Source organism: Rhodothermales bacterium (genome assembly GCA_013002345.1).
Taxonomy (GTDB): domain Bacteria; phylum Bacteroidota; class Rhodothermia; order Rhodothermales; family JABDKH01; genus JABDKH01.
The window spans coordinates 1-25,276 of sequence record JABDKH010000008.1; the positions used below are offsets into that span (position 1 = coordinate 1).

At 57.9% G+C, this 25,276-nt stretch carries 20 protein-coding genes; 5 read left to right on the forward strand and 15 right to left on the reverse strand.

From position 1 onward, the window contains the following. From holA to HKN37_00350, 3 genes are all read right to left on the reverse strand, one after another. Nucleotides 1-766: DNA polymerase III subunit delta (holA, locus tag HKN37_00340; GenBank protein NNE45086.1), on the reverse strand; the 766-nt coding region annotated here is incomplete at its 3' end. Between the two features lie 145 nt (nt 767-911). After that, nucleotides 912-1,472 (reverse strand): DinB family protein, encoded by a 561-nt coding sequence (locus HKN37_00345; GenBank protein NNE45087.1) that lies wholly within the window; start codon nt 1,470-1,472, stop codon nt 912-914. Further along, a complete protein-coding gene (locus tag HKN37_00350; GenBank protein ID NNE45088.1) occupies nt 1,472-2,110 on the reverse strand; it encodes an NADH-quinone oxidoreductase subunit I in 639 nt (212 codons plus the stop codon). Before HKN37_00350 ends, HKN37_00345 begins: the two co-directional genes overlap by 1 nt. A gap of 549 nt (nt 2,111-2,659) precedes the next feature. Here HKN37_00350 and HKN37_00355 point away from each other — a divergent pair. Beyond that, entirely contained in the window at nt 2,660-3,667 is a 1,008-nt protein-coding gene (locus tag HKN37_00355) for an adenylate/guanylate cyclase domain-containing protein (protein NNE45089.1), read from the forward strand. A 268-nt stretch (nt 3,668-3,935) separates the two neighbouring features. On the opposite strand, the gene der is transcribed toward HKN37_00355, so the two are convergent. The 8 genes from der to HKN37_00395 all read right to left on the reverse strand — a co-directional run bounded on the left by der (nt 3,936) and on the right by HKN37_00395 (nt 13,554). Then, nucleotides 3,936-5,240 carry a ribosome biogenesis GTPase Der gene (gene der, locus HKN37_00360; protein ID NNE45090.1) on the reverse strand — a complete coding sequence of 435 codons (1,305 nt, stop codon included), beginning with the start codon at nt 5,238-5,240 and terminating at the stop codon, nt 3,936-3,938. 129 nt (nt 5,241-5,369) lie between these two features. Further along, complete coding sequence (locus tag HKN37_00365) at nt 5,370-6,197, reverse strand: EcsC family protein (GenBank protein NNE45091.1); 828 nt, start codon at nt 6,195-6,197, stop codon at nt 5,370-5,372. A gap of 33 nt (nt 6,198-6,230) precedes the next feature. Continuing rightward, a complete protein-coding gene (locus tag HKN37_00370) occupies nt 6,231-7,706 on the reverse strand; it encodes a sigma-54-dependent Fis family transcriptional regulator (GenBank protein NNE45092.1) in 1,476 nt (491 codons plus the stop codon). A 299-nt stretch (nt 7,707-8,005) separates the two neighbouring features. Further along, nucleotides 8,006-8,821, reverse strand: coding sequence for an undecaprenyl-diphosphate phosphatase (locus HKN37_00375; protein NNE45093.1), 816 nt, complete (start codon nt 8,819-8,821; stop codon nt 8,006-8,008). Between the two features lie 153 nt (nt 8,822-8,974). Continuing rightward, nucleotides 8,975-10,606 carry a DUF814 domain-containing protein gene (locus tag HKN37_00380; GenBank protein ID NNE45094.1) on the reverse strand — a complete coding sequence of 544 codons (1,632 nt, stop codon included), beginning with the start codon at nt 10,604-10,606 and terminating at the stop codon, nt 8,975-8,977. Between the two features lie 54 nt (nt 10,607-10,660). Then, nucleotides 10,661-10,978 (reverse strand): hypothetical protein, encoded by a 318-nt coding sequence (locus HKN37_00385; protein ID NNE45095.1) that lies wholly within the window; start codon nt 10,976-10,978, stop codon nt 10,661-10,663. Between the two features lie 18 nt (nt 10,979-10,996). Then, nucleotides 10,997-12,328 carry a hypothetical protein gene (locus HKN37_00390; protein NNE45096.1) on the reverse strand — a complete coding sequence of 444 codons (1,332 nt, stop codon included), beginning with the start codon at nt 12,326-12,328 and terminating at the stop codon, nt 10,997-10,999. Between the two features lie 35 nt (nt 12,329-12,363). Further along, nucleotides 12,364-13,554 carry an aspartate aminotransferase family protein gene (locus tag HKN37_00395; GenBank protein ID NNE45097.1) on the reverse strand — a complete coding sequence of 397 codons (1,191 nt, stop codon included), beginning with the start codon at nt 13,552-13,554 and terminating at the stop codon, nt 12,364-12,366. 166 nt (nt 13,555-13,720) lie between these two features. Here HKN37_00395 and HKN37_00400 point away from each other — a divergent pair, with 166 nt between their 5' ends. From HKN37_00400 to HKN37_00415, 4 genes are all read left to right on the forward strand, one after another. Continuing rightward, nucleotides 13,721-14,911 (forward strand): ATP-dependent 6-phosphofructokinase, encoded by a 1,191-nt coding sequence (locus HKN37_00400; GenBank protein NNE45098.1) that lies wholly within the window; start codon nt 13,721-13,723, stop codon nt 14,909-14,911. An 88-nt stretch (nt 14,912-14,999) separates the two neighbouring features. After that, a complete protein-coding gene (locus HKN37_00405; GenBank protein ID NNE45099.1) occupies nt 15,000-16,316 on the forward strand; it encodes a hypothetical protein in 1,317 nt (438 codons plus the stop codon). Nucleotides 16,317-16,382: 66 nt separating this feature from the next. Beyond that, entirely contained in the window at nt 16,383-17,939 is a 1,557-nt protein-coding gene (locus HKN37_00410; GenBank protein ID NNE45100.1) for an acyl-CoA carboxylase subunit beta, read from the forward strand. 85 nt (nt 17,940-18,024) lie between these two features. Then, nucleotides 18,025-20,172 (forward strand): LysM peptidoglycan-binding domain-containing protein, encoded by a 2,148-nt coding sequence (locus HKN37_00415; GenBank protein NNE45101.1) that lies wholly within the window; start codon nt 18,025-18,027, stop codon nt 20,170-20,172. Nucleotides 20,173-20,203: 31 nt separating this feature from the next. Here the strand turns inward: HKN37_00415 and HKN37_00420 are convergent, their stop codons facing one another. From HKN37_00420 to HKN37_00435, 4 genes are all read right to left on the reverse strand, one after another. After that, a complete protein-coding gene (locus HKN37_00420) occupies nt 20,204-20,953 on the reverse strand; it encodes a succinate dehydrogenase/fumarate reductase iron-sulfur subunit (protein ID NNE45102.1) in 750 nt (249 codons plus the stop codon). A 39-nt stretch (nt 20,954-20,992) separates the two neighbouring features. Continuing rightward, nucleotides 20,993-22,906, reverse strand: a complete 1,914-nt coding sequence (locus HKN37_00425) for a fumarate reductase/succinate dehydrogenase flavoprotein subunit (protein NNE45103.1) — start codon at nt 22,904-22,906, stop codon at nt 20,993-20,995. Then, entirely contained in the window at nt 22,906-23,616 is a 711-nt protein-coding gene (locus tag HKN37_00430) for a succinate dehydrogenase cytochrome b subunit (protein ID NNE45104.1), read from the reverse strand. The genes HKN37_00425 and HKN37_00430 overlap by 1 nt, the downstream gene beginning before the upstream one ends. A gap of 152 nt (nt 23,617-23,768) precedes the next feature. Continuing rightward, on the reverse strand, nt 23,769-24,971 hold the full coding sequence (locus tag HKN37_00435) for a citrate synthase (GenBank protein ID NNE45105.1): 1,203 nt from the start codon (nt 24,969-24,971) through the stop codon (nt 23,769-23,771). Between the last annotated feature and the right edge of the window lie 305 nt (nt 24,972-25,276).

A 25,276-nucleotide genomic window follows, 5' to 3' on the forward strand; every position in this document is an offset into this window, starting at 1 on the left:
ATGACAGGATCGTTACAAGGCGAATCGACTCCCCGCGTGGATTAGATGTTTGTTGCAACAATCGTTCCGCAATGGTGACGGCCCGCTCATAGTCCGCCTCGCCAACGGCCCGCTGCAACTCGAACACGTTGAACTCCCTCGTCTGTCCACTCGCACAGATGATGTCGTCCTCTTCAATCTGCCTCCGCTCCCCTATAAACGAGGTTAGTTTCTCGATTTCAGCCGTCGCCGCCTGCAAATCCGTTCCGACGAGGTCGGCCAGCATCTCACACGCCCGGGGGGTGATCGACAGGTCCTTTGACTTGACGTACGACCCGATCCAACCCGGTATCTTGTTGACGTGCAGAGGCTTAATCTCGGCCCAGACGGCCTTTCCCTTTAATGCCCGGTATGGGTGGGCATTCAGATTGGGACGCCCCCGACAAACAAGCGCCACAACGGCCGTCGGATTCGGTCGCTCCGCGTACGACTTGAACAGCGCATTCTCCTTCATCTTCTCGAAGTCACGCACGATGACGAGCCGACGAGCCGCCATCATGGGATAGGCACTGCAGACTGCCAGGGCCTGCTGTGCCTCCACCTCGGCACCATAGATAATGTCAAGGTTAAAGTCGCGCTCGCCCGGTTCGAGCGCATTCTGGAGCAGTGTCTCCTGCAAGGAGTCAATCAGAAACCCTTCCTCGCCGTACAGGAAATACAGGGGCGCGAAGTCTCGACGCCGGAAGGAGGTATCTAGCTGACTGTATGTCTGACCACCACGGGCCATACGGGGATGCTCGGAAGGTTAATGCGCGTCGGCGGGCGTAGAAAACGGCTCGTCGCCCCGATTATTGTGCAAATCAGTGGGAAGATCTGCACATGCATCACCGACGATGTGTCGGCAAAATAGAAAAACGCCGAACCGAATCCGATCAGTGCGCAGTGAATCCGGGCAGGCCGGCCGGCAGCGACTCGTGGATGCGCTCGGCCACCTGGCGCAGGACGAGGGCGTCGTGCTGAACCACCTGATTCAAATACTCAATCGGCGTCACTTCTTCGCCCTGAAGGCGTCGTGTGCGATCCCAGGCCGTACGGGCCACCTCACGAGCAATCTCGATCAGTTCTTCCCTCGATTCCCGCAACGACGTCAGGATCTCAGCCACATCAATGGCATCCTCCTGACGGGCCGGCTCAACATTGCCGGACTCCAGTTCGGCCTCCGTCTCCGACAGGAACCGCGAAAGGTTGGCACGTCGAACTCCCCTTTCGAGATCGACGAGTCCGCCAAGCATCTCACGTATCGACGGCACACCATCAAAAGGGCGACCGTGAATGATCTCATCCGGGACCGCCTTCAGCAGTGTTGCAAGAGCGTTGGCCTCGTCGACAAGAACCGCGAGCTGACCCAGCATCGCTTCCTGCGGAGAACTCGTCCTCCACCATCTTTCCGTGGATGTCGTGTCCTCTCCCGGCGACGCGTCGCGACGAACCATCACGGGGTCGCGGATCCGGCAGCGTCCGTGGCACCACCATCTTCCAGCCACTTCAGAAACGGACGGTCCCTGAGGCTGTGAATGTTGTTGTCTTTCTGGAAGTCCCAGTTCTGGCCATACTGTTTGTTGCGTGCCATTTCCAGGAACTCGAGTCGGTCTACGATCCGCTCCATCGGTACAAGCAGTTTATCGAGACCAAAGATCGCTTCGTCGCGATTCTGGAACGTCATGTCGTATTCCTTCGACATCACGATGGCTTCCTCCGGGCACACCTCCTCACAGAATCCGCAATAGATGCACCGGAGCATGTTGATCTCAAACCACTCGGGCTCACGCTCCTTGGGTCCCTCAATCTCTTGCGACTGCATCGAGATGGCCATCGGCGGACACGCGCGGGCACACAGATTGCAGGAGACACAGCGAGGACGGCCGTGCTCTTCGACCAGAACGGGGCGACCCCGATAGCCGTCCGGCGGGTACCACTGCTCCTCCGGGTACTGCACAGTGTAGCTCGGCTCTTTCACCATCTTGCGGAAAGAGTAACCGAGACCCCGGGCTACCTCGGGAAGATAGAGCCGCTCCCAGAAGTTAAGCTTGCGCTCATTCTTCTTCGCGGTGTTGAGAGGCGTTCCTGGCATCGCGGCAGAAGGAAGTTGATGATTAGGACGGCGTCGATTTGATCGCTAAATCTAACACTATCCGGAATAACTTGAATGAACCCTTTTCGTGCCCGCGGAACAGGGTATTCAACGGATATTACGTATTCGATAACATCAGACAGTCTAGCTCGCTGTTGGCCAAAGCGATATGATATTTATAGAAAGGATAATTGTGTGTCAAAAATCGAAAATCGATCTGTAATGTGACATTACTTGCAACACGATGACACATGATCTTCCTAGTACATTGGTCAACTGATATGTAATCGGAGGAGGTGTTATGAACAGAACAAATGCTAGTATTTACGACAGGAATGGAACGTGGTATATCAGCTACTACGATCAGGATAGAAATCCCAAACGACTGACCTACAGACAAGATATCACGTGCCAGTGACGAGGAGGTTTTGATCAGTGGGTGCGCGTGCACAGAAGTACTAAGGAACTTCAAACCAGACATGACTCAAATTGCCTTTCGGTGAGGCTGCTATGCTGGGACATACCTTTTGGACTGAACTAAGGACCTATTTGTACCTGGGTATAAAGTTCGGAATATCACTGGCGCTGATTGGTGCTGCGGCGCACATGTTGTGGGGCACTTCGGAAACAGTCCTCTACACAATGTGGACTGGTTTCTTGATCGGACTTCTCGTGGGATCTGCAGAAATCGCCTTCTCCCACCCGCTCGCCGGCCGTTTTCCTTATTCGATCGTCCTTCTGGTAAGAACGACCTGTTATTTCGCCGTCAGCCTCGTAGGTATTTACGGAGTCCTCCTTCTCTATCTGAACAAGATCGGAATGACTTCGATGGCACTTCGCGACCCGCTGGTTTTCGCCGACATAAGTACGAAATACTTCCTGACGAACGTCAATGTGCTCTACATCCTGTCCCTTACGCTGGCAACGACAGTCGTCTGGCAACTCAAGTCATTCTTCGGAAAAGGTGTGCTCTTCAATTATCTAACTGGCAGATATCACAAACCAAGAATCGAGGAGCGCATCTTCATGTTTTTGGACTTGAATGATGCGACCACGTTGGCGGAGCAGCTCGGTTCAAGACGATTCAGCTCCTTGCTGGGAGACTTCTTCAAGGATATCGATGCTGCGATCACGCGATCAAGGGGGCAGGTTTTTCAGTACGTTGGTGATGAAGTTGTGGTTGTGTGGAAACCACAGTACGGTCTCATGAACAGCAATTGTGTGAATGCATTCTTCATGGCAGAGACAATGGTGGAGCGTCGAAAGGGCTACTATCTCACCAAATACAATAGCGTCCCATCATTCAAGGCTTCCCTGCACCTGGGAGAAGTAACGATCAGCGAGGTCGGTATCTCAAAAAGGGAGATCGCGTACCACGGCGATACGATTAATACGGCCTCCCGGATATGTAGTGCAGCCCACGTTCTTGGAAAGCGTCTGCTATTGTCCCGAGCGGTGCGAGACCAGATATCTCAAAACGGAGATATCTACTTTGATGACTTAGGAGAACACGAGGTCAAAGGGAAATACGATAGAATACATCTGTACTCCGTGTAGTCGGACTGGAATTGCTGCCCACGGGTTTTGACATTCGAAGCTTTGAATGAAATTCCAGCCGGGCCCAGGTCAAATGTGCAATCCTTGCATCATCCCTTGAGATCTTGTTGCACGTCAGATAGATCTGGACGAGATTCAGAGATTGCGATTAGCGCGTGGCAGTTGGATCGCTTTCTGAAGGGACCGTCACACAAGAATCAACGTTGACTTTGTCTTTCTGGACGGGTGCAACATCTTCAACGGATATTAAAGGTGCCGGACGCCCGCCTCACTTCTTCCGAAACACGATTGAAAGCGGGACACCCTCGAATCCGAACGAATCACGTATCTGGTTTTCCAGATACCGGCGATACGACTCCCGTATCCCGTCCGGATAGTTGCAGAAGAAGGCAAACACCGGCGGGCCGACACTCACCTGCGATACGTACTTGATTCGAACAAACCGATTCCGGTGTGTCGGCGGGTACGACCGTTCGACTGCGGCCAGCATCGTATCGTTGAGTTTGCTGGTCGGTACTCGTTTCGAACGTTCATCAACAATTTCTAGCGCCCGATCCACCAGCTTGTGGGTTCGCTGCTTGGTCAGCGCCGAGATGAACACAACCGGCACGTAATCGAGCGTCTGCAATCTGTCGTGGATGGCACGCTCCACATCCCGTGCCGTATTGGTCTCCTTGTCCACCAGATCCCACTTGTTCATTCCGATCAACAGACCTTTTCGCAGGCGCTCCGCCTCCTTCAACACTCTGATGTCCTGGGCCTCCAATCCATCGGTGGCGTCGATGAGCAGAATGGCGACGTCGCACTCCCGGATGGCTCTCTCGGTACGAAGCACGGAATAGAATTCAATATTCTCGCGGACCCTGGCTTTCCTTCGGAGTCCCGCGGTATCCACGAGCGTGATCTCACGGCCGTGATACTTCATCACCGTGTCGATGGAGTCACGCGTGGTCCCGCTGACCTCAGTAACGATGGTCCGATCAACGCCCAGCAAGGCGTTTACGAGTGACGACTTCCCGACGTTTGGGCGCCCGATGACGGCGATCCTGGGACCGGACGACTTCGCCACCGACGCTCCTTCAGTCGGCAGCTGACGCGTAATGTCGTCAAGCAACTCGCCCGTACCGGTGCCATTGGTAGCACTGACCGGAAAGACCTCACCGAGTCCGAACGAATAGAACTCACTTGCATCCCATCTGAGCTTCTCGTTGTCGGCTTTGTTAGCCATCACGACTACGGGCTTGGACGATGACCGGAGCAGCGCTGCCACACGATCGTCCAGGTCCGTGACGCCCGCCCTTACATCCACAACAAACAAGACCAGGTCAGCTTCGTCGACGGCAATCTCGACCTGCTCTTTTACCGCTTGCTCAAACCGGTCGGTCGACGCTTCGACGTACCCCCCGGTATCCACGACGTCGAAATCGACACCATTCCAGATGGCATTGCCGTACACCCGATCGCGTGTCACGCCGGACTCATCGTGCGTGATCGCCGCACGTGATTCCGTGAGTCGGTTGAAGATGGTCGACTTGCCGACGTTCGGACGACCTACGATGGCAACAAGGGGCATGAAAGAACCGCGTGTTCGACTGAAATTTTCGGATTCCGGGCTCGGAGTCCGAAGCGGAAGGAAAATAGCCCGCTGCCGTTGTGGGCGAAACAAGGGCCCGCGAACTTCCCACCAATGATGAATGATGACCTAGACGCGGTCCTTGCGCTCGATGTGAAGAGCTCTGAACAGCATATACGCCGCGTTCGCCGTTTCGGTCGTAAACCAGTAGTTCACACCGGCCCCGACTGCAGCACCTGCTATCGGTATCGCCTGAGCAATCTTTCGGCCCAGGACGTTCTTGACAATCTCGCGAGGGGCATGCCGATTCTGATCTTTGAATGATCCACGGACGCGGCCCTTGTACTCGAGATCGTTCGCAAAGGCCGCCGCCGCAACGCTGATCTCCCGGACGGCGCTGCTCTTCGATTCGCGCCCTCCCGTTGCAGCAACATTGAATACCGACAACACAAGCGGCTGGAACTCGGGGCCACTCAACTCGAATCCGTAGCACGCGGCGATCTGTTGAATGAGTCTGAGGTTGATCCCGAACAGCAGCGGGATGTCCGCCGCGATCAAAACGAGTCCACCCAGACCTGCGCCGCCGCCTTCGATGGCCGCCATCACGACGTTCTCCGTGAAGCGTCCCTGCGCCAGCTCGTCCAACTTCTCCATGGACTGATTTCTCAGATCACTGATCTGTTCCACCTCCAGCCCGAGGGCCTTCGCCTCCGCGATGACGTCCTCGGTGTTGTGGGTCCACTCCGATGCATCATTGATGATCGAGAGGAATTGGGACACGATCTGATCGGCTTGCTCCTCGATTTCCGGAGAAACCACCTGTCGAACAACCCAGTCGAGCGGCTGCATGGCCCAGTTGACGGCCTGCATAACGAGTGAACCTTCCGTCCGCTGCCAGTCCTCGATCTCCCGCTGGACGCCCTTTTCGTAAGATGTGAGACGCATGGTGTACCTGATCGGCGATCACCACGTCCCCGGGGTCAACGCCAGCTACTGCATGATATCGTATTTCTTCAGCAGCCGATACATCGTCGCGCGGCCAATTCCCAACTCTACCGCGGCACGATCCACATTGCCTTCGCATAGCTGATAGGCACGCTCAACAGCCTGCCTCTTGAGTTCGTCAAGCGACATGATGTCTTGCTCGTCGGTTCCAAGAACCACCGCCGAGGCGGGCATCCGACTGCTTCCAGCACCTTTACTGACCGGAGGCCTGTCAGGTTGCATCCCGACCGCTCCGCCTTCACCCGCACGTGCCATTACGGCACGCTCGATCCACGGCGATACGGCGACGCGATCAAACAACATCAGATCGTCGGCCTGCATTTCGTCGCTGTCGGCGATGAGAACGGCCCGTTCCACAGCGCTTTTGAGCTCGCGAACGTTACCCGGCCAGGCGTAGTCCAGAATTGACCGCTTTGCGCTGGACGAGAGGTGCTTCCCGCTGAATTCGGGATGTTTTGAGATGTATTCCTTCAGGAAATAATCCGCCAATCGAAGAATGTCCTGGCCACGCTCGCGCAGCGGAGGTAGCGTGATCGGGAACTGGAACAACCGGTAGTAAAGGTCCTCCCTGAACTTCCCTTCCCGAATCCTCGCCATGATGTCGCGGTTGGTCGCACTGATCACGCGAGTGTCAAAGTGAATGGTCTCATTGCCGCCTACCCGAGTGAGATCATACGACTGCAGCGCCCGAAGAAGTTTGGCCTGCAGATCCAGATCCAGCTCTCCGATCTCGTCGAGGAAAATCGTACCACCGTCCGACTGTTCAAACTTGCCAATCTTTCGAGCGTGTGCCCCGGTGAACGATCCTTTCTCATGACCGAAGAGCTCGCTCTCCATCAGCTCACGCGGGATGGCCGCACAGTTGACGATTACGAACGGACCCTTCTTCCGGGCGGAGTTGTAGTGTATAGCCTTAGCGACCAGCTCCTTTCCTGTACCACTCTCGCCCTGGACGACTACCGTCAGATCTCCCTTCAGCGTCTTCTCAATGGTCTTGTAAACCTGCTGCATGACGGGGCTCTCCCCTACAAGTCCGCTGATCGAGTAGCGCTTCTTGACCTCTCCCCGGAGATTGTTCAGCTCGCGCTCCATCGCAACTTTTTCCCGAACATTCTTCACGACGGCGTCGAGCTTCACAAGCTCGTCCTGCCCCTTGGCGATGTAGTCGTACGCGCCGGCCTGCATCGCCTCGACAGCAACGTCGATCACACCCTGGGCGGAGATCATCACGACCGGAACTTCAGGATGACCTTCCTTCAACTGCCGGAGGGTCTCCATGCCGCCGATGCCCGGCATCATGATGTCGAGCAGGATCATGTCGGGCTCGCCGGAAAGTTGCTCCAGCATCTCCTCCCCGCGGTTGAAGACGTGCACGTCATGATCGACGTTCTTCTCCAGCCGGAAGCTCAACATGCGGGCGTAGTGTCTGTCGTCGTCAACAACGTAGATCTTGAACTTCATAATCGTGGGTCGGCGAACAACCGCCTGCCAACCGGCTGGTAGGCGTCCGGACGGCGTATCAAATTGAGATTACAACTGCCCTATTATTCGACTGAGACAGCCAATTCTTAAGGCGTTGCGCCTGGCCCGACAGGTCGCCGCAGCAGTACCGGAGCGCCTCAAATGGATCAAGGCGGGAGCGACCTGGCTGCGCCGTCACTCTACCCGGATCCACCCGATAAAGCCAGTTATTTTCGCAGATCCGAAGGGGCTTCGACGGCCCGCAATTGTGCCCGGGGAGCAGGGAAAACCCGCGGGAATCAGGCCTGGATGAGCCAGAGGCCGATTCCGCCGACGAGGAAGCAGTAGATAGCGAAGTACTGCAATCTGCCCCGGCGTATCACGCTAAGCAGAATCTTGATTGCCGCAATGCCTGACGCGTAGGCCACCAGAGTACCGAGCAATATGGGCACCCATTCGGCCTGAATACCCAACTCGAATAATTCCAGTGCTTTGATAAGGGTGGCACCGAGAACAACCGGAAGCAACATCAGGAACGAAAAGTTGGCTGCACGCTCGGGATTCACGTTCTGGTACAGCGCCGTGCAGATGGTGGCGCCGGATCTGGAAATCCCCGGTATCATTGCGGCTGACTGCGCGATTCCAACGATAAAGGCCTTCGGCGCCGTCATGTCGCCACTCGGGTCCTTTCGCAGTACCGTCAGGACAAGCAGAATCCCGGTCAGAATCAGCATCCAGCAAACCAGTCTCGGGTCACCAAACGCGGCCTCGAGGAAGTCCTTGAACAGCACGTAGACAACCCCGGTCGGGATCATCGTGACAAGAATCTGCATCGCCATTCTGAAGGACTCGTCTTCCCTGTAGCCGGTAGCTACCGTCGAGGGCGTTCGGACGGCATCGAGAACGGACACGACCATGCGTCCGACCTCTCGCCGATACACGGTCAGGATGCTGAGAACGGTGCCAAAGTGCACGAACACCTCAAACGTCACATCCGCACCGCCTGAGATGTCCAACAGATACTGGATCAGGACAAGGTGACCCGACGATGAAATCGGAAGAAACTCCGTCAGCCCCTGGACAAGACCAAGCACGATTGACTCCCACCACAACATATCCGATTGCCTCTGCTGGTATTCCGGTGCGGCCGGAAAATAGTGACGCTCGCCGACAAACGAACGTGCAACGAAAACCGACGACTATCGGCCACCGTGCGATCCCTTCCACCCACACGCCCAGAGGTGAGCATCGGTCAGCCGCTGCCGACCCTAAGTCGACGGCAGTGCCGGCGGGACAATCACGACTTGCTCTCGCTCGACGATCACCTTGCCGGCATCGCCACCACGAACCTTGCGAACGTATTTGCGCTCAGTGTACATCACGGGCACGAGCTCGCTCCCGCGCGCCTTGCTGTAGTACGCAGCTATCGAGGCGGCCGCCTCCATCACATTAGTACCGGGTTTTGACTCCCGACCCGGAAGCCGCAACACCACGTGCGAACCACCGACACCGCGCGCGTGCATCCAGATATCGAACTTCCGTGCAAATCCGAACGTGAGTTCATCGTTCTCTCGAGCATTCCGCCCCACGTAAACCTCAAAGCCACCCGCCAGCGCATGGCGCCGAAATGGTACATGACTCTTCGCGGCCGCACTACCTCTGGATGAGATCACGTCTGCGTGTTTCTTTCTGAACTCGCCGAGACCATCCATGTCGGTGACCAGTGCAAGAGCAGCGGCGGTCCTGCGCAATTTCTCGAGGTCGTCGCTCGCCCTGTCGAGTCTTTCCCGCGCGACGCGTCGCGACTCCCGGCTGCTTCGTGCACGCTCATAGTACCGCTGAGCATTTGTCATGACCGACAGACTCTCGTCGAGAGGTATCGATACAGTCTCTCCTTCAGTAAACACGTCGGGCATCTCGAGCTTCGTGATCCCCTGCTCCTGACCCCTGCCCGACGCCATCAGAAGATGTCCGTAGCGTTCCAGATCGTCGGCGCGCGATGGCCGCGCCAGGTGACTCCGCACCTCTTTCAATCTCCTCTCGGATTTCTGCAACCGGTCGCCGACTGCCTTGCGAATCGGACCGATCTCCTTCGAGAATCGCATTTCGCGCAACATCATTCTGGAACAGACGCGTACCGCCGAATCCACATCATCGAACAATTCGAATTCGTGTCCCTCGAGATAGCTCAACTCGATCAACGAGAAGACGATCGTCCCGTCCTCGTGTCTATAGATTCGACCCGAACTCGCAGTCTCCACCTGACTCTCGATTTCGCGCGCTACTTCGTACAGGTGCCCTCCTGACTCAAGCGCCTCTTCGACCGTGCAATCCTTCGAAATACCGGAGCGGTGAAGCGCCTCGCGCGCCAGGACGGCGTCAAACAACTTGAATCCCGAGGTGACGGCCTTGATCGGTGTCTTCGAAGCGCGGGCCAGCCCGAGGAATCTGTCGGCAGAATCGACAAGTGCGGCCGGCCTCGAATCGGGAGCCGTCTTGCCTCGAAGCCGGACTGCATCTTTGAACGCATCGACGACAAGGCCTTCCCTGACGAGGAGCATGTTGCTGCGGCCGCCAAAGAGCATGAATCGAATCTCGCGTCCATCGGCCAGATCGATCGACAGGACACGGTCGCGCGTCGCCACACGGACAGCCGACAGCCGCGCACCCACCCCGTCATTCATCAGGCCCGTCACATTTCTCCGCGGTCGTCCGGAGCGATCAGAACGAAACAGGTAGCGGAATGCGCCCCGAGACCCAAACACGAGTGCCGCGCCGGACGCCAGCTCGATCGACACCTCGTTCTTCCTTGTAGAATAGATTGCAGCTACGCTGTCGCCACGCAGGGCCTCGTCCCACTCTGCCGAAAGGGCTCTGTACGTGTAGTAGGTTCTCAGCATCGACTCGTGTCCACCTGTCTGCAATCAGCCACTTCGCGGACACCCACGGACCGCCTACTTTCTTCGCAGCACGAGATAAGAGACGAGCCAGATGGCGGCCCAACCGCCCGCAACCAACCACCAGCGCGCCGCCAGAAGCAATACAACGTTGGCGGCATAGAGCAGGTGGTAAAACCACTCGGGTGCCTCCTCCTTCTTGGCCGCGCCTTTCTTGACTACGGTGGGTCCGAAGAATGCCCCGATTTTTAGCAGGAGAATAAAGGGCGTGTAAATCCAGATCACCCAGCGTGCCCACTCCACATCCATGAAGGCAGCCGCGACGATACAGGCCGTCACGGCGACGTCGACAATCGTGGTCTTGACCCAGTTCATACCGAACGTCCTTCGTTCCTACGGAATCCAGCGAAGCATGGTCGAATATACCCTTTCCGCCACCTTCGCAGCCAACTGATCCGCCATCGCCTCCTCCAGCGCATCTTCCTGAAGACGGATCTCCTCCGAATCGAAGTACGACAACTCGCGACCCGAGAGGTCAAGGTCTCGATAGTCGCCCGCGTACTCGCCTCGCTCGAATCCATCCTCAGCGGATGCGTCTACCCGACCGTCGTAAAGCTCTCGCCCGGACCGTACGTCATAGATGCGTACTTCGACGCGCGTATAATACAGGACGCGCACTTTGCGCAAGACGTAGCTCGTGTCGAGCGGACTACGACCACGCGTCTTGACGTTGACGCGATCACGATCCCGCTCCCGTTGGTCGCGATCGAAGCGGACCAGATCCGCTACAAAGACCCAGTCGGCATCCATCGCACGGCCGACTGCCACAGCTTCGCCTTTCGTGACCACCCGACCGGACCGGCCCAGCATGGATCGAATCTCCCGACGTACCTCCACCGGATCCGCCACCAGCACAAAGGGTGGAGGCGTCGCCCAGTGATCGTACGCCAGTATGTCGTTCAAATCGGAAAGAAAGAGCGTACCGGTTCTGCGGCGCACGTCCTCGGTCGCAGCCACGGGCAACATGGCGACAAATCGCGAGCCCTCCTCCAATGCGGAAGCCTGCACCCGGGAGAAGCGTTGCGACAGTGTGTGTTCTACGCCGACCAGATCCAGAGCCTGCTGAGCCTTGTCGAACGCAATCCTGTAGTAGCGCTCCCTCAGCGCCTGCTCGGACCAGCCCGCCAGAACCAGGACGCGCGACTCCCGGACCTCCGCGACTTCTGCCGCTGTCAGGCGACCCCGCTGCAGCGCCTGGTCGTACAGCCCGAGTGATTTGGCCCAGTGGCCGTCCAGCCGGGCGCGATCCGCCTCGCTGAGCAGCTTGCGCACCGCACGGTCCTCCATACGGTCTCGCCGATTCCTGAAATCGGGCGGCAATTGCAGATCCGCACGTACCGAGTTCGCGCGCGCATGAAAGGCGGAAATGCGATCCAGCATGTTGGCGGACTCAACATACCTCTCGGCATCTTCGAGTCGTGATGCCTCTCCCAGAAGATTCTCGATTACGATCGCGCCGGTGCGACGCAGTCCGACCAGTGCCTCTTCCCAATCGGGTTCTTTCTGAAGAACCTGAATGTAGTGTCCGGCGGCCTCTTCGTAGTGTCCCGCCTGCTCCGCCTTCACACCCCGGTCGAACCGCTTCTGGGTGCTGACGCAGCCGGCAACTCCGACTATGAGAATGATCGCCGCAGCGAGAATGACTTTGTCGCGCAGGTGAGTCATGAGTCCATCCAATTAGTTCCGTCCAGTATCGGCCGCTACGCTACCTCATCAAGTACCGCGCAGATCGTGACCAGCGTTTCGTCCAACAAGTCGAACGGTATGTTGAGCGGCGGCGCGATTCGAACGAGTGAATCTGAGTGCAGCGTCCACCCCAGTAGAATCCCCCTTTCGAGGCATCGGCGTACAACGGTCTCTGTAATCTCCCGGCTTGCGAGCACCATTCCGAGCATGGCACCACGGCCGCGAATCTCACGAATCCGCGTGTGCCCGAGGGCCCCTCGCACGCGCTGCTCTATAGTACTGGCTCGTTCAGCGAGTCGTTCGTCGATGATCACTTCGAGTGCTGCATGCGCAGCCGCACACGACACCGGGTGGCCGCCGAACGTCGTCACGTGAGACAGGGGCGGGTTATCGCGCAGGGTGGCCATGATCCCGGCGCTCGCCACAAAAGCACCCAGCGGCATTCCCCCTCCCATCGCCTTGGCAAATGTGATGATGTCTGGAACCACACCGAAGCCCTCGAAGGCGAACAGGGTTCCGGTGCGGCCGAAGCCCGTCTGGATCTCATCGAAGATCAACAGGGCGCCGGTCTCTGTGCATCGCTCGCGCAGCCGCTTCATCCAGTCGTGCGACGGCACCCGAATCCCTCCCTCTCCCTGAATCGGCTCGACGATGACGCACGCCGCTTCCTCGGAGATGGCATCCAGCGCCGTCATATCATCGAACGGAAGGAACGTCACACCCGGAAGCAGAGGCTCGTACGGCGCACGGTACACGTCACGTCCCGTGACCGAAAGCGACCCGTGTGAATCACCGTGATACGATCGCTCGAATGCAACGAGACCCGTCCGACCCGTGTGTTTCTTCGCGAGCTTCAGCGCGCCCTCGTTTGCCTCAGTGCCGGACATCGTAAAGTAGACGACCTGAAGGGCCGGCGGAAGGTGGATGGCCAGCAGCTCGGCAAACCGAACCTGAGCGCGCAATACAAACTCACCGTACACCATTACATGAAGATGCCGATCCACCTGCTCGCGAATGGCCTCGACCACGCGCGGATGCCTATGACCGACCGAGGACACTGCGATGCCGCTTATGAAATCAACCAGCTTGCTGCCATCCGACAGATGGATGTACGGGCCGTCGGCGGACAAGACCTCCACGCCGATGGGTGAATCACTCGTCCAGGCTACGTGCCGACTAAATGCTCGCGCTAGATCAGAGGACATGATGACGACAGGAAGCAAGGTGGGTGCTCCGACACGACGACAAAATAGTGCGTCCTGCATACCCATACTCGCGCCTGCGACCGGATGTGATTCTGAGCCGCCATGCTTAGTTTAGTTGGTTGGAGTCGCTAGCACCGAAAATCAGAGATTGAAAATCAGCAACATCATGAAGGGCACAATCGGAATTCTCACGGGTGGCGGCGACGTGCCCGGACTCAATCCTGCTATTCGTGCTGTCACCGTACGGGCAATCCGCGAAGGCTACCGTGTTATCGGACTTCGCCGGGGGTGGGCAGGGCTCGTTGACATGGTTCGCGACAAGGACGCCGACAACTCAGACAACTTCAGTGTTCTGACGGAGGAAATCGTGAACCGCGCCGGACGAACAGGTGGCACGTTTCTCCACACGTCGCGAACGCGACCCAGCAAACTCCCGGGTGCCGTCGTGCCCCCGCATCTTCAGGACAAGTACTCGGACGAAATCAACGACATCACCGAGGACGTTCTCAAGAACCTCGAGTGGCTGGGAATAGACTTTCTGATCCCGATCGGTGGCGACGACACGTTGAGCTACGCCTACAGACTGCATAAGGAAGGCGTCAACGTGGTGGCGATCCCCAAGACTATGGATAACGACGTGCCCGGTACCGACTACTGCATCGGTTTCGGCACATGTGTCACACGGACGATCGAACTCACGCACACTCTAAGGACGACTGCCGGTTCGCACGAACGTTTCCTCGTGCTCGAGGTCTTCGGTCGCTACGCCGGCTACAGCGCACTCCTGCCAACCATGGCTGGCGCGGCCGACCGATGTGTGATCCCCGAGTGCGAGTTCGACATGGAACTGCTTACCGAATTGCTGTCCTATGATCGGACTCGTCACCCGAGCAACTACTCCGTCGTCCTCGTGTCAGAGGGTGCAAAAATCAAGAACGACGACAGCATGTCGTTCGAAGGCTCTGACGTGGATCAGTACGGGCATCGCAAACTGGGAGGCATCGGCGACCGGGTTGCGACGCGCCTCAAGGAGCTTTCGCCCAAGTACAATAATGGCCGGCGAATCAACGTTGTAAACCAGAGGCTCGGCTACCTTGTGAGATGCGGAGACCCGGACGCGCTGGATTCAATTGTACCGATGGCGTTCGGAAACCTTGCGCTGGACCTGGTCCTCGAAGGCACTTCTGGCCGACTGGTAAGCATTCGCAACGGCGTTTATGATACCGTATCGCTCGAAGTTGTCAATAGCCCGCACAAGGTTGTCGACGTCTACAAATACTACAACGAAGACCGACTAAGGCCCAACTACAAAACATTCTACCAGAAGCCGCTGTTCATTATGACCAGCGATAACTAGAGAGAATCGATAACATTCTTGCGGTTCCGGCGTACATAGCGATCCCGCGAACGCTGGCCCGCTTTGTCGAACAGATTCCCACCTGCCGATGTTCGAATCGATCGCCGAGGCACTCCATGCGGAGTTGCTAAAATCCTGCCCGCCAGACCGAGCCTACACCCTGGCCGATCTGAAGGCCCGTACTCTTCCCGAACCGGTAGGTCTCTATGCGGCCGACCTCGCGAGAAAGGCAGCTGCCGCTGAACTCAAGTCGGCTCACCCGGAGCATCTGCGCTGGACGGACAATGTCGAGGATACCGTTGCAACCTTCGAGCGGCATGTTGCGACCTCCCTCACCAACGCCGTCGTACCGGCTGAAGAATGGGAGCAAGTGCTTCGGGAGGCGACCGGAAGAGCGATTGAGCATACGGTTCGGCCCCGAAGCGGCCTGGTGTCTGCCGTGTTTGGAGACTCAGACGACACGCTCGACCAGCCTGAGCTAATCGCCCGGATGAGCCTCTACCACGCAGGCCTTCCTTTGAGGGCTGCCGTCGTCCGCGCCCTGAAAAAAGGCGGTGCCCAGAAACTCGATCGTGATCAGTTCATGTCCATGGTGGACCGCGCTCACGACACGATCACGTTTGACTTCGGCCGAACAGAGTGGCATCGCGACCTTGAAACCCTTGTATCGCTGCTGGCGACTGCCGGTGTTGAAGGTGATGTTCCGATCGAAGTCGCGACCGCTCTCCTCGATGATGTCGAACAGACTACGGCGGCAGAGTCTTTGCGTGCTGCCAGCTTGACCTCGGTCAACGTCCAGGAAATCGTAGACCTCCTGGCCGGTCCGGAGGACGAAGATTTTACAGAAAGACAGATCGATATCTTTGAGAGCGCGCCAGACGCCGAAACGGATCCGGGAAATGTACCCCTGTGGCGACGCTTTCAGAAGAACCTTAATGAGCCCATCGTCTCCTCGGCGAAACCTCTCTCGGCTCACATGGATTTGTCGGTGCGACCGGAGTCGGAAAAGCGTCCGGCCGCCGCCGCCGTGAATGGACCGTCTACCACACCCCGGCCATCGAGTCCGAGTGAGGAAGAATCACAGAAACCGCTCTGGCAGAAGTACCACGCCGGAGCGGAGCCTGGCGACCCTGACGTCTCGGAGCGCGAAATAGAATTCCGGACACTCGGCAGAGACGGCACCCGCAACCGGGACACGTTCATCGCTGAACTGTTCGAGGGCGATGAGCAAACGTATATAGAGGTGCTCCACGAGCTTCAGCACTCCAAGAGCTGGCCCCAGGCTTCTCGCGTCATTGCGGAGAGCGTCTTCAAACGCTTCCAGGTGAATATCTACAGTGACGAGGCGGTCGCGTTTACAAATGCGGTCGAATCTCGCTTCCGCGTCAAGGAAGCGGGTAGCTGATGACAATCTTTCGCTCGCCGTAGCTGGCGACTACCTTTAGTACCCCTACTCACCACGGCCCAGGCGATGACCGACCAAGAGAGCCATCTGATTCAGGACCTGAATTCCCGGCGTCAGGAAGCCTTCGAAGCTGGGGGCAAGCAGCGTATTGATCGCCAGCATGAAAGAGGAAAGCTCACCGCCCGTGAAAGAATCGAGATACTTCTCGACGAGGGTTCCTTCGAGGAGATGGGCATGTTCGTCCGCCACCAGATCACCAAGTTCGGTCTGGAGAAGAATCGTCCGTACGGCGACGGCGTCGTAACCGGTTACGGCACGATCGACGGTCGACTGGTTTACGTCTTTTCGCAGGATTTCTCGGTATTCGGCGGATCGCTGGGTGCGGCCCATGCACAGAAGATCATCGATATCATGAAGCTGGCGCTGGATAACGGCGCGCCCATTATCGGACTGAACGATTCAGGCGGCGCCCGCATTCAGGAAGGGGTCGATTCGCTCGGTGGATATGCGGATATCTTTCTGCAGAACACACTGGCATCCGGTGTCGTCCCTCAGATTTCGGCGATCATGGGACCCTGTGCCGGAGGGGCCGTGTACAGCCCGGCCATCACCGACTTCATTTTTATGGTGCGCGGAACGAGCTACATGTTCGTCACCGGACCGAACGTTGTGAAAACGGTGACACAGGAAGATGTGACTTCCGAAGAACTGGGCGGCGCAGATGCACACGCCGGAAAGAGCGGTGTCGCACACGTCACAGCTCCGAACGACGCGGAGTGCCTGCTTGCGATTCGGGAGATGCTCGGCTATCTGCCACAGAATTGCGAGGACGCGCCACCCCGGTTCGAGAACCGACCTCCGTCCGAATCGGACACGATGGAGCTCGATACGCTCGTCCCCGAGAGTCCGAACAAGCCGTACGACATGCACGACGTTGTTAGTCGAGTCGTGGATGCCGAGTCGTTTTTTGAAATCCACGCCGACTTTGCCCAGAATATCCTGGTCGGCTTTGCGCGCATCGAGGGGCGATCAGTCGGGATCGTTGCGAACCAGCCCGCCGTGCTGGCGGGCGTGCTGGACATTCAGTCGGCCGTCAAGGGCGCCCGATTCGTACGATTCTGCGACGCATTCAATATCCCGCTTGTCGTCTTTGTTGATGTCCCCGGATTCCTGCCCGGTACGGATCAGGAATGGGGTGGAGTCATCCGGCATGGCGCAAAGCTCTTGTATGCATTCTGCGAGGCCACCGTACCGAAGATGACCGTCATTACGCGCAAGGCATACGGTGGCGCGTACGACGTCATGAACTCAAAGCATATTCGGGGTGACTTGAATTTCGCATGGCCGACGGCTGAGATTGCGGTGATGGGATCCCGCGGAGCCGTCGAAATAATCTATCGAAAGCAGATTGCCGAGTCGCCGGACCCCGAGGCGACCGAAGCTGCCTTCATCGACGACTACCAGAGTCATTTTGCGAATCCGTATGTCGCCGCCGAACGCGGCTATATCGATGACGTGATTCTGCCGTCGCAGACGCGCGAGCGCCTTGCACGCGGACTTCGAATGCTTGAAAACAAGGTTGTTAATAATCCTCGCAAGAAACACGGTAACATCCCTCTATAGCCTGACCGGACGACGACGATTCCTTCCCTGTTGGGCACCCCGACACGCGCCCAGCGCCCCCCCTTTTTCTTAACCCCCCCAGAGCATGCGCACGTACTATCCGTGGTTATTCCTTGCAGCACTTGTCCTCAGTCTCCCTCCGCGTGGCATGGCCCAGACCAGCGGAACCACTGATGACGCAGATCGCGCAATCGATCTCGTCCAGCGAATCCCGGGTGATGGTGAAATCGCAGACGACGAAGCCCTTGACGAGCAGGATTTCACCCGGAAGGAGCTGTTTTCGCTCATGTCCAGCATCTACCGGTCGCAGGCCGAAATCCTTGCAGCACATGCACGTGCGGACAGCAGCAGTGTCGAGGCCCTGATCGACGAGGCGCTTGAGGACCTCCTGCGGCTTTCGCGGGCCAGCGGAGTTGACACGCTTGCCAGGTATCGAGAACTGTTTCGCAGCGTGGTATCAGAGTACGAGGACTACTACGGCACCACCGATTCCCTCTCCCCGGCACTCGGCAACATCTTTGGATTTCGGACGCGGATGTTCGCCTCCATGAATGAGCTTTCGGAGCCCCTTCTGGAGGATGTGAGTCTCCTGAATAATCTCGGACCCGTCTCGACGACGGTGCCGATGACCATGAATCGACTTGTGGAATCGAGTATCACCTACCTGATGCGTGAGCCCGAGCGACACGTCCACGGCTGGATGTCCCGGTCGGACACATATCTGCCGATGATTGAGGAGATCTTTGCTGAGGAAGGTGTACCCGACGAACTGAAGTACCTGGCCATGATCGAAAGCGGGCTTAACCCGAGAGCCCGGAGCTGGGCGCGTGCCGCAGGCATGTGGCAGTTCATCGGTGCAACGGGAAAACACTACGGTCTCCGCGTCGACAACTGGGTGGACGAACGCATGAACCCGGAGAAGTCGACGCGTGCCGCCGCAAGGCATCTGAAGGATCTGTACAAGATGTTCGGCGACTGGCATCTGGCGCTCGCCGGATACAATTATAGTCCGGGCAAGCTCCGCCGTCACCTGCGCCGTGTCGAACGGGACCTCGGACGGAAGGCCACGTTCTGGGACGTGTACCGCTACATCCCCAGGGAGACCCGCAATTACGTACCGATGTTCATCGCAACGGCACTTGTGATCTCACAACCCGACGTCTTCAAGATCGAGAAGACCGAAACGGGCCCTGCCTACGAGTACCACCACGTGCCCGTGTACGGTGCGTTGAGTCTGGCCAGGATTGCTGAGATGACCGGTTCAACGCAGGCGGCGATTCGTGCGCTGAATCCCGAGCTTCGCCGATCCACGTTGCCTCCGTCGAAGACACCTTACTGGGTCCGGATTCCCTATGGCACATACGACGCGTTTGCTGAGGCCTATGGTGAACTGCCACAGTCGGCTCGACGGCCGCTCGATGTTCATGTCGTCAAAAGTGGAGAGACGCTGAGTCAAATTGCATCCCGATATGGCGTTGGATGGCGTCAGTTGATGCATAGCAACGAGCTGAAGAATTCCCGCATCCGGCCGGGTCAACGGCTGGCCGTTCCGCTGCGCGACTACGGTGCGCCGGCGAGTGGCGATCTGGCCTCTGAGGGTGGTGTCACTGTGCGATACGGGACTCGATTGGTCCGACCCATTGCGGCCTCCGAGGCCACCGACATCCCCGCTACCGCTGCACGACTCGTCGAGCAGTCGCAGAACGAAAAACGCCAGACTCAACAACGGGCTGCGAAGCGATCACAACCGCCCGCGGGCCGAACCCGAATCGTGTATACCGTACGCAAGGGAGACACGCTCGGGGAGATCGCCGAGCGATACCGGACATCCGCGCGGCAACTCCGCTCCTGGAATAACATCCGGGGAAGCAGAATCAAGGTCGGGCAGAAACTCTATCTGTATGTCGAGTCGGATGCGTCGAGTCGCGCTACGACGTACACGGTCAAACGCGGAGACAACCTCGCAGGGATTGCGTCGAAGCACGGGGTATCCGTCAGCTCGCTCAAAGCGTGGAACAACCTCAAGAGCTCTGTCATCCACCCGGGACAAAAGCTGATCCTCTCGGCAGACGCTGCAGCATCCGGAGAGGTCACTATCTACAATGTCCGGCGAGGCGACACACTTGGCCGGATTGCCGCGAAGCACGGAGTGACGGTGAGCCAGTTGAAGACGTGGAACGACCTTCGTTCAACGAAGATCGCCGTCGGTCAGCAACTCAAGATACGGTCGTAGGTGGGTACGGGAACGGGTCGAGCGCGGCCGATCACGCTTCCCCAGCCACCATCGCCTTGAGGTACTCGCGCCGCATGGAGGCGATCGCCGAAATGGAGATTCCTTTGGGGCAGACGGCTTCGCACTCGGCATGGTTGGAGCAATCTCCGAATCCCTCTTCGGCCATCTGATCGACCGCCAGGACCACGCGCCGGCGGCGCTCGGGCTCACCCTGCGGAAGTAGCGCCAGCTGTGCAATCTTGGCACCGGTAAACAGGGATGCCGAGGAGTTCGGGCAGGCGGCAACACACGCGCCACAACCGATGCACGACGCATAATCGAAGGCGACGTCGGCCACTGCCTTCGGAATCGGAATCGCATTGGCATCGGGCGCGCCACCTGTATTCACAGACACGTAGCCACCGGCCGCCATGATCCGATCGAACGCAGTACGGTCGACAACGAGGTCCTTGATCACCGGGAATGCCTGCGCTCTCCACGGCTCGATCACGATGGTATCGCCGTCATGATACTCCCGCATGTGCAGCTGGCAGGTCGCTGTTCGCTTCCACGGGCCGTGCGCCGTTCCGTTGATGACGACTCCGCACGATCCGCATATACCCTCACGGCAATCGTGATCGAACTCGATGGGCTCCTCGCCGGACTTCATCAGTCGCTCGTTCAACACGTCGAGCATCTCCAGAAACGACATGTGCGGATTTGCATCGGGCACAGTGTAGTCCCTGAACGCTCCACGATCCTTCGGCCCATCCTGCCGCCAGATCCTCAGGTTGATCGTCATAGTGTCTGCCATAGCTCGATAACGATTTTCAATCGGTGGCTACTTGTAGCTGCGTGTTGTCAACTTGACGTTCTCGAAGACGAACTCTTCGCGGTGTAGTTTCGGCCTGGAGAGGTCACCTGTGAATTCCCACGCCGACGCGTTTGCAAAATTCTTGTCGTCGCGAAGCGCCTCGCCCTCCGGAGTCTGGTGCTCCTCCCGGAAGTGACCGCCAGAAGACTCCTCACGGTCCAGTGCATCCAGTGCCATCACTTCACCGAGTTCGAGGTAGTCGGCCAGACGACCCGCAAACTCGAGATACTTGTTGAACGTGTCGTGGCGTCCGGGAATCAGCGCGTTCTTCCAGTACTCCTCACGAAGCTCTCCTATAGAGGCAGCGGCCTTCTGCAGACCCGCGCGATCGCGGGACATCCCGACGTAGTCCCACATGATCTGGCCCAGTTCACGGTGGAACTCCGTGATGGTCTTCTTTCCGTTAATGGCCAGGAGCTTCTGAATACGATCGGTAGACTCTTCCTCCACCTCCGCGAACGCCGCGTGTTCGGTCGTAACGGCACCGGCTTCTGCCCCGGCCAGATACGCGCCCAGCGTGTAAGGAATCACGAAATATCCATCTGCCAGACCCTGCATGAGAGCGCTGGCCCCCAGTCGGTTGGCGCCGTGATCCGAGAAGTTTGCCTCACCAAGTACAAACAGCCCCGGAATCGTGCTCATCAATTCGTAGTCAACCCAAAGACCTCCCATCGTGTAATGGACGGCCGGGAAAATGCGCATCGGTACCTGATACGGATTTTCATCCGTGATGCGCTCATACATTTCGAAGAGGTTGCCGTAGCGTTCTTCGATGACATCCCTGCCAAGGCGCTGGATGGAGTCGGCAAAATCGAGATACACGGACAGCCCCGTCTCGCCTACACCTCGACCATTGTCGCACTCGGCTTTGGCGGCTCTCGACGCAACATCGCGTGGCACCAGGTTTCCGAAGCTGGGATAGCGGCGCTCGAGGTAGTAGTCTCGCTCGTCCTCCGGGATGTCCGTCGGGCGACGTTTGTCACCTTTCGTTTTCGGCACCCATACGCGCCCGTCATTGCGAAGGCTCTCGCTCATCAGCGTGAGCTTCGACTGGTAGTCGCCTGACACCGGAATACAGGTCGGGTGAATCTGCGTAAAGGACGGGTTGGCAAACAGCGCGCCGCGTCGGTGGCAACGCCACGCGGCCGTCACATTTGAGTTCTTCGCATTTGTCGAGAGGTAGTAAACATTTCCGTAGCCACCCGTGCAGAGCAGTACGGCGTCTCCGACATGTCTCTCAATTTCGCCGGTTACCAGGTTTCGCGTGACGATGCCGCAGGCCTTGCCATCGGCGACAACGAGGTCCAGCATTTCTTGCCGGGTCAACATCTCAATCTTGCCTGCGTTGATCTGGCGACTCATCGCCTGATAGGCTCCGAGCAGAAGCTGCTGCCCGGTCTGTCCGCGCGCATAGAACGTTCGGGACACCTGCGCACCACCAAACGAACGATTGTCGAGCAGGCCGCCGTATTCGCGTGCAAACGGAATACCCTGAGCCACACATTGATCGATGATGTTGTTGCTCACCTGTGCGAGACGATACACGTTTGCTTCGCGGGCCCGGTAGTCGCCACCCTTGATCGTATCGTAGAACAAGCGCCAGATCGTGTCGCCGTCGTTCGGGTAGTTCTTTGCAGCATTGATACCCCCCTGGGCTGCGATGCTGTGTGCCCGTCGCGGCGAGTCCTGGATACAAAAGGCCTTGACGTTGTAGCCGAGTTCGGCGAGCGTGGCGGCGGCCGAACCTCCAGCCAGTCCGGTACCAACAACCAGGACCGTGTACTTCCTCTTGTTGGCAGGATTAACAAGGTGAACGGAGTTCTTGTAGTTGTCCCACTTATCCGTCAGGGGCCCAGCGGGGATTTTCGCATCCAACTTCATCAGCTCATACCTCCGCTAAAGAAAATCCACAGGGGCAGCACGAGGAAGCCGATCGCAATAAGCGCAGCCAGAATCCCGCCGGCTGCGTAGACGACCGGCGTCAGACGTGGGCTCATCGCTCCCAGCGATTGCAGCGCACTCCAGATTCCGTGCCTGAGGTGAAACGCCAGCAGAATCATGATCGCTGGATACCCGAAGGCGAATAGCGGGTTCTGAAAGGTCTCGACCATCAGGCGCTTGAGATCGCGCATCATCACGCCATCAGCCGTAATCACATAGCCTTCGGCGAGCCCCGGCCCGTACTTGAACGACATGACGTGGAATACCAGGAAGGCGCCGAGGATCACACCGGTCACAATCATGGACCGCGAACTGATCGTCTGCCGACTTGGCTCTCCCGCTGAGTGATATTCCGCGTAGTCGATGGGCCTCGCCGCCTGCTTGCCCAGGTAGATCCGAACGCCAAGCACAATATGTACCAGCACGACGGCCACCAGGCCGAGCTCGACGATGTACAGGAGCGGCCCGAGACTCAGCAGCGTATGTGAGTACTCGTTGTACGCGTTGGGGTTTGCACTGAAAAAGGTCAGATTCCCGATCATGTGGATGATCACGAATAGCGTGAGCGCAAGGCCCGTGATACCCGTGAGCAGCTTCCTTACGATGGGAGAATCAAACAGCGACTTTGGCTTCCTACCTGAACTGGCCATATCTGAACATTGACCCGTGGAATCAGAAAAGCTTGAAGGACCCAACTTTCAAAAATTTCTGAAAGTTCCGTCGTCCCCCTCAAACATGCGTTCCGAAGTTAATAATTCGCGGTGACTTGGAAATGAAGGGGATTCACCGGCGGGCATGACAGCTATCGCCGGTCAATCGGTACCACAGTGAGCCCGCGCGCTCCCACGTACTCGGCCCGCGGTCTGATGAGCCTGTTGTCTTTCCATTGTTCGAGAAGATGCGCCGTCCAGCCCGTAACACGACTCATCGCAAAGATGGGAGTGAACAGATCGATATCGATGCCCAGCATATAGTAGACTGACGCACTGAAGAAGTCGACGTTGGGATACAGTCCTTTCTCCTTTTCCATGGTTTCCATGATTTCGACACTCATGTCGTACCACTTGCGCGAGCCGCGCTCTTCGCTCAGCTCTTCTACCATGTCGCGCAGAATGGCGGCCCGCGGGTCGAGTGTCTTGTAGACGCGGTGGCCGAAGCCCATAATCCGGTCCTTATTGCGAAGCTTCTCTAGCACGAACTCCCTCGGGCGCTTTCCTGATGCGTCGAGCTGCAGCAGCGTCTTCATCACTTCAATGTTCGCCCCTCCGTGGAGTGGGCCCTTCAGCGCCCCGATCGCGCCGCTTACGGCCGAGTAAAGATCTGACAGCGTCGCTCCGATGACCCTGCCGGCGAACGTCGACGCATTCAGTCCGTGCTCCGCGTGAAGGACGAGACATACATCAAAAGTCTTTTCCGCGGCCTCGCCTGGTGGTTCACCATTCAGGAGATACAGGAAATCGTGGGCGGTCGACCCGGTCCTCATGGGCTTCAGGGGCTTGCGGCCCTTGCGAAAGCGATCGAACGTAGCGACGATCGTTGGCATTCGTGCCGTGAGCCGGAGCGCCTTTCGATAGTTCGCCTCCGCCGAAGCCACATCTGCTTCCGCATCAAAATGTGCCAGGGCGGACGTGGCGGTCCGCAGCGCGGCCATCGGATTGGCATCCTCCGGTGTGGCCCGGAGAACATCCATGATCATGGGCGCCAGTGTGCGCTCGGCCTGCAACTGAAGCATCAGCTCGTCGAGCTCCCGCCGATTCGGTAATCTCCCTCTCCACAGCAGGTAGCCGACCTCCTCAAACGAAACTTTCCCGGCAAGCTCCCGAATGTCGTATCCGGCGTAGATCAGTTCCCCCTTGAGGCCGTCGATAAACGAGATCGAGGTTTCGAGTGCAACGACGCCTTCCAGCCCACGGGCCTTCACCGGCTCCACTTGTTGCTTCACATCCTGCATATGGCTCTGCCACCTCAACGACCTTATGAAAACCCGGCACTGTTCGATACTCATCCCTGGCGCCCGGCCTGTTCATCGGACCCTCGGAGTGCGGGGGAGCCAATGATACGAGCGAGCGAAAATACACGGCCCGACGAAGTCGACGCAAAGATATTCTCCTAAATCGACCTCGTCCCCGGGATCCTTCGCCCCCTCGGAAGGATACAAGTTGGACGCCAAAGGGGCCGCTCGGACCGCTGCGACGCGCCTGGAATTGAGTTCAAGCAATTGATTAACATCCAGCGTGTCTTGATTGAGGCACATCCGGATCGTACTTTCCGAGTCGACCCCACCGTTGCGAAGCCCGTGGCTTTTTTGAC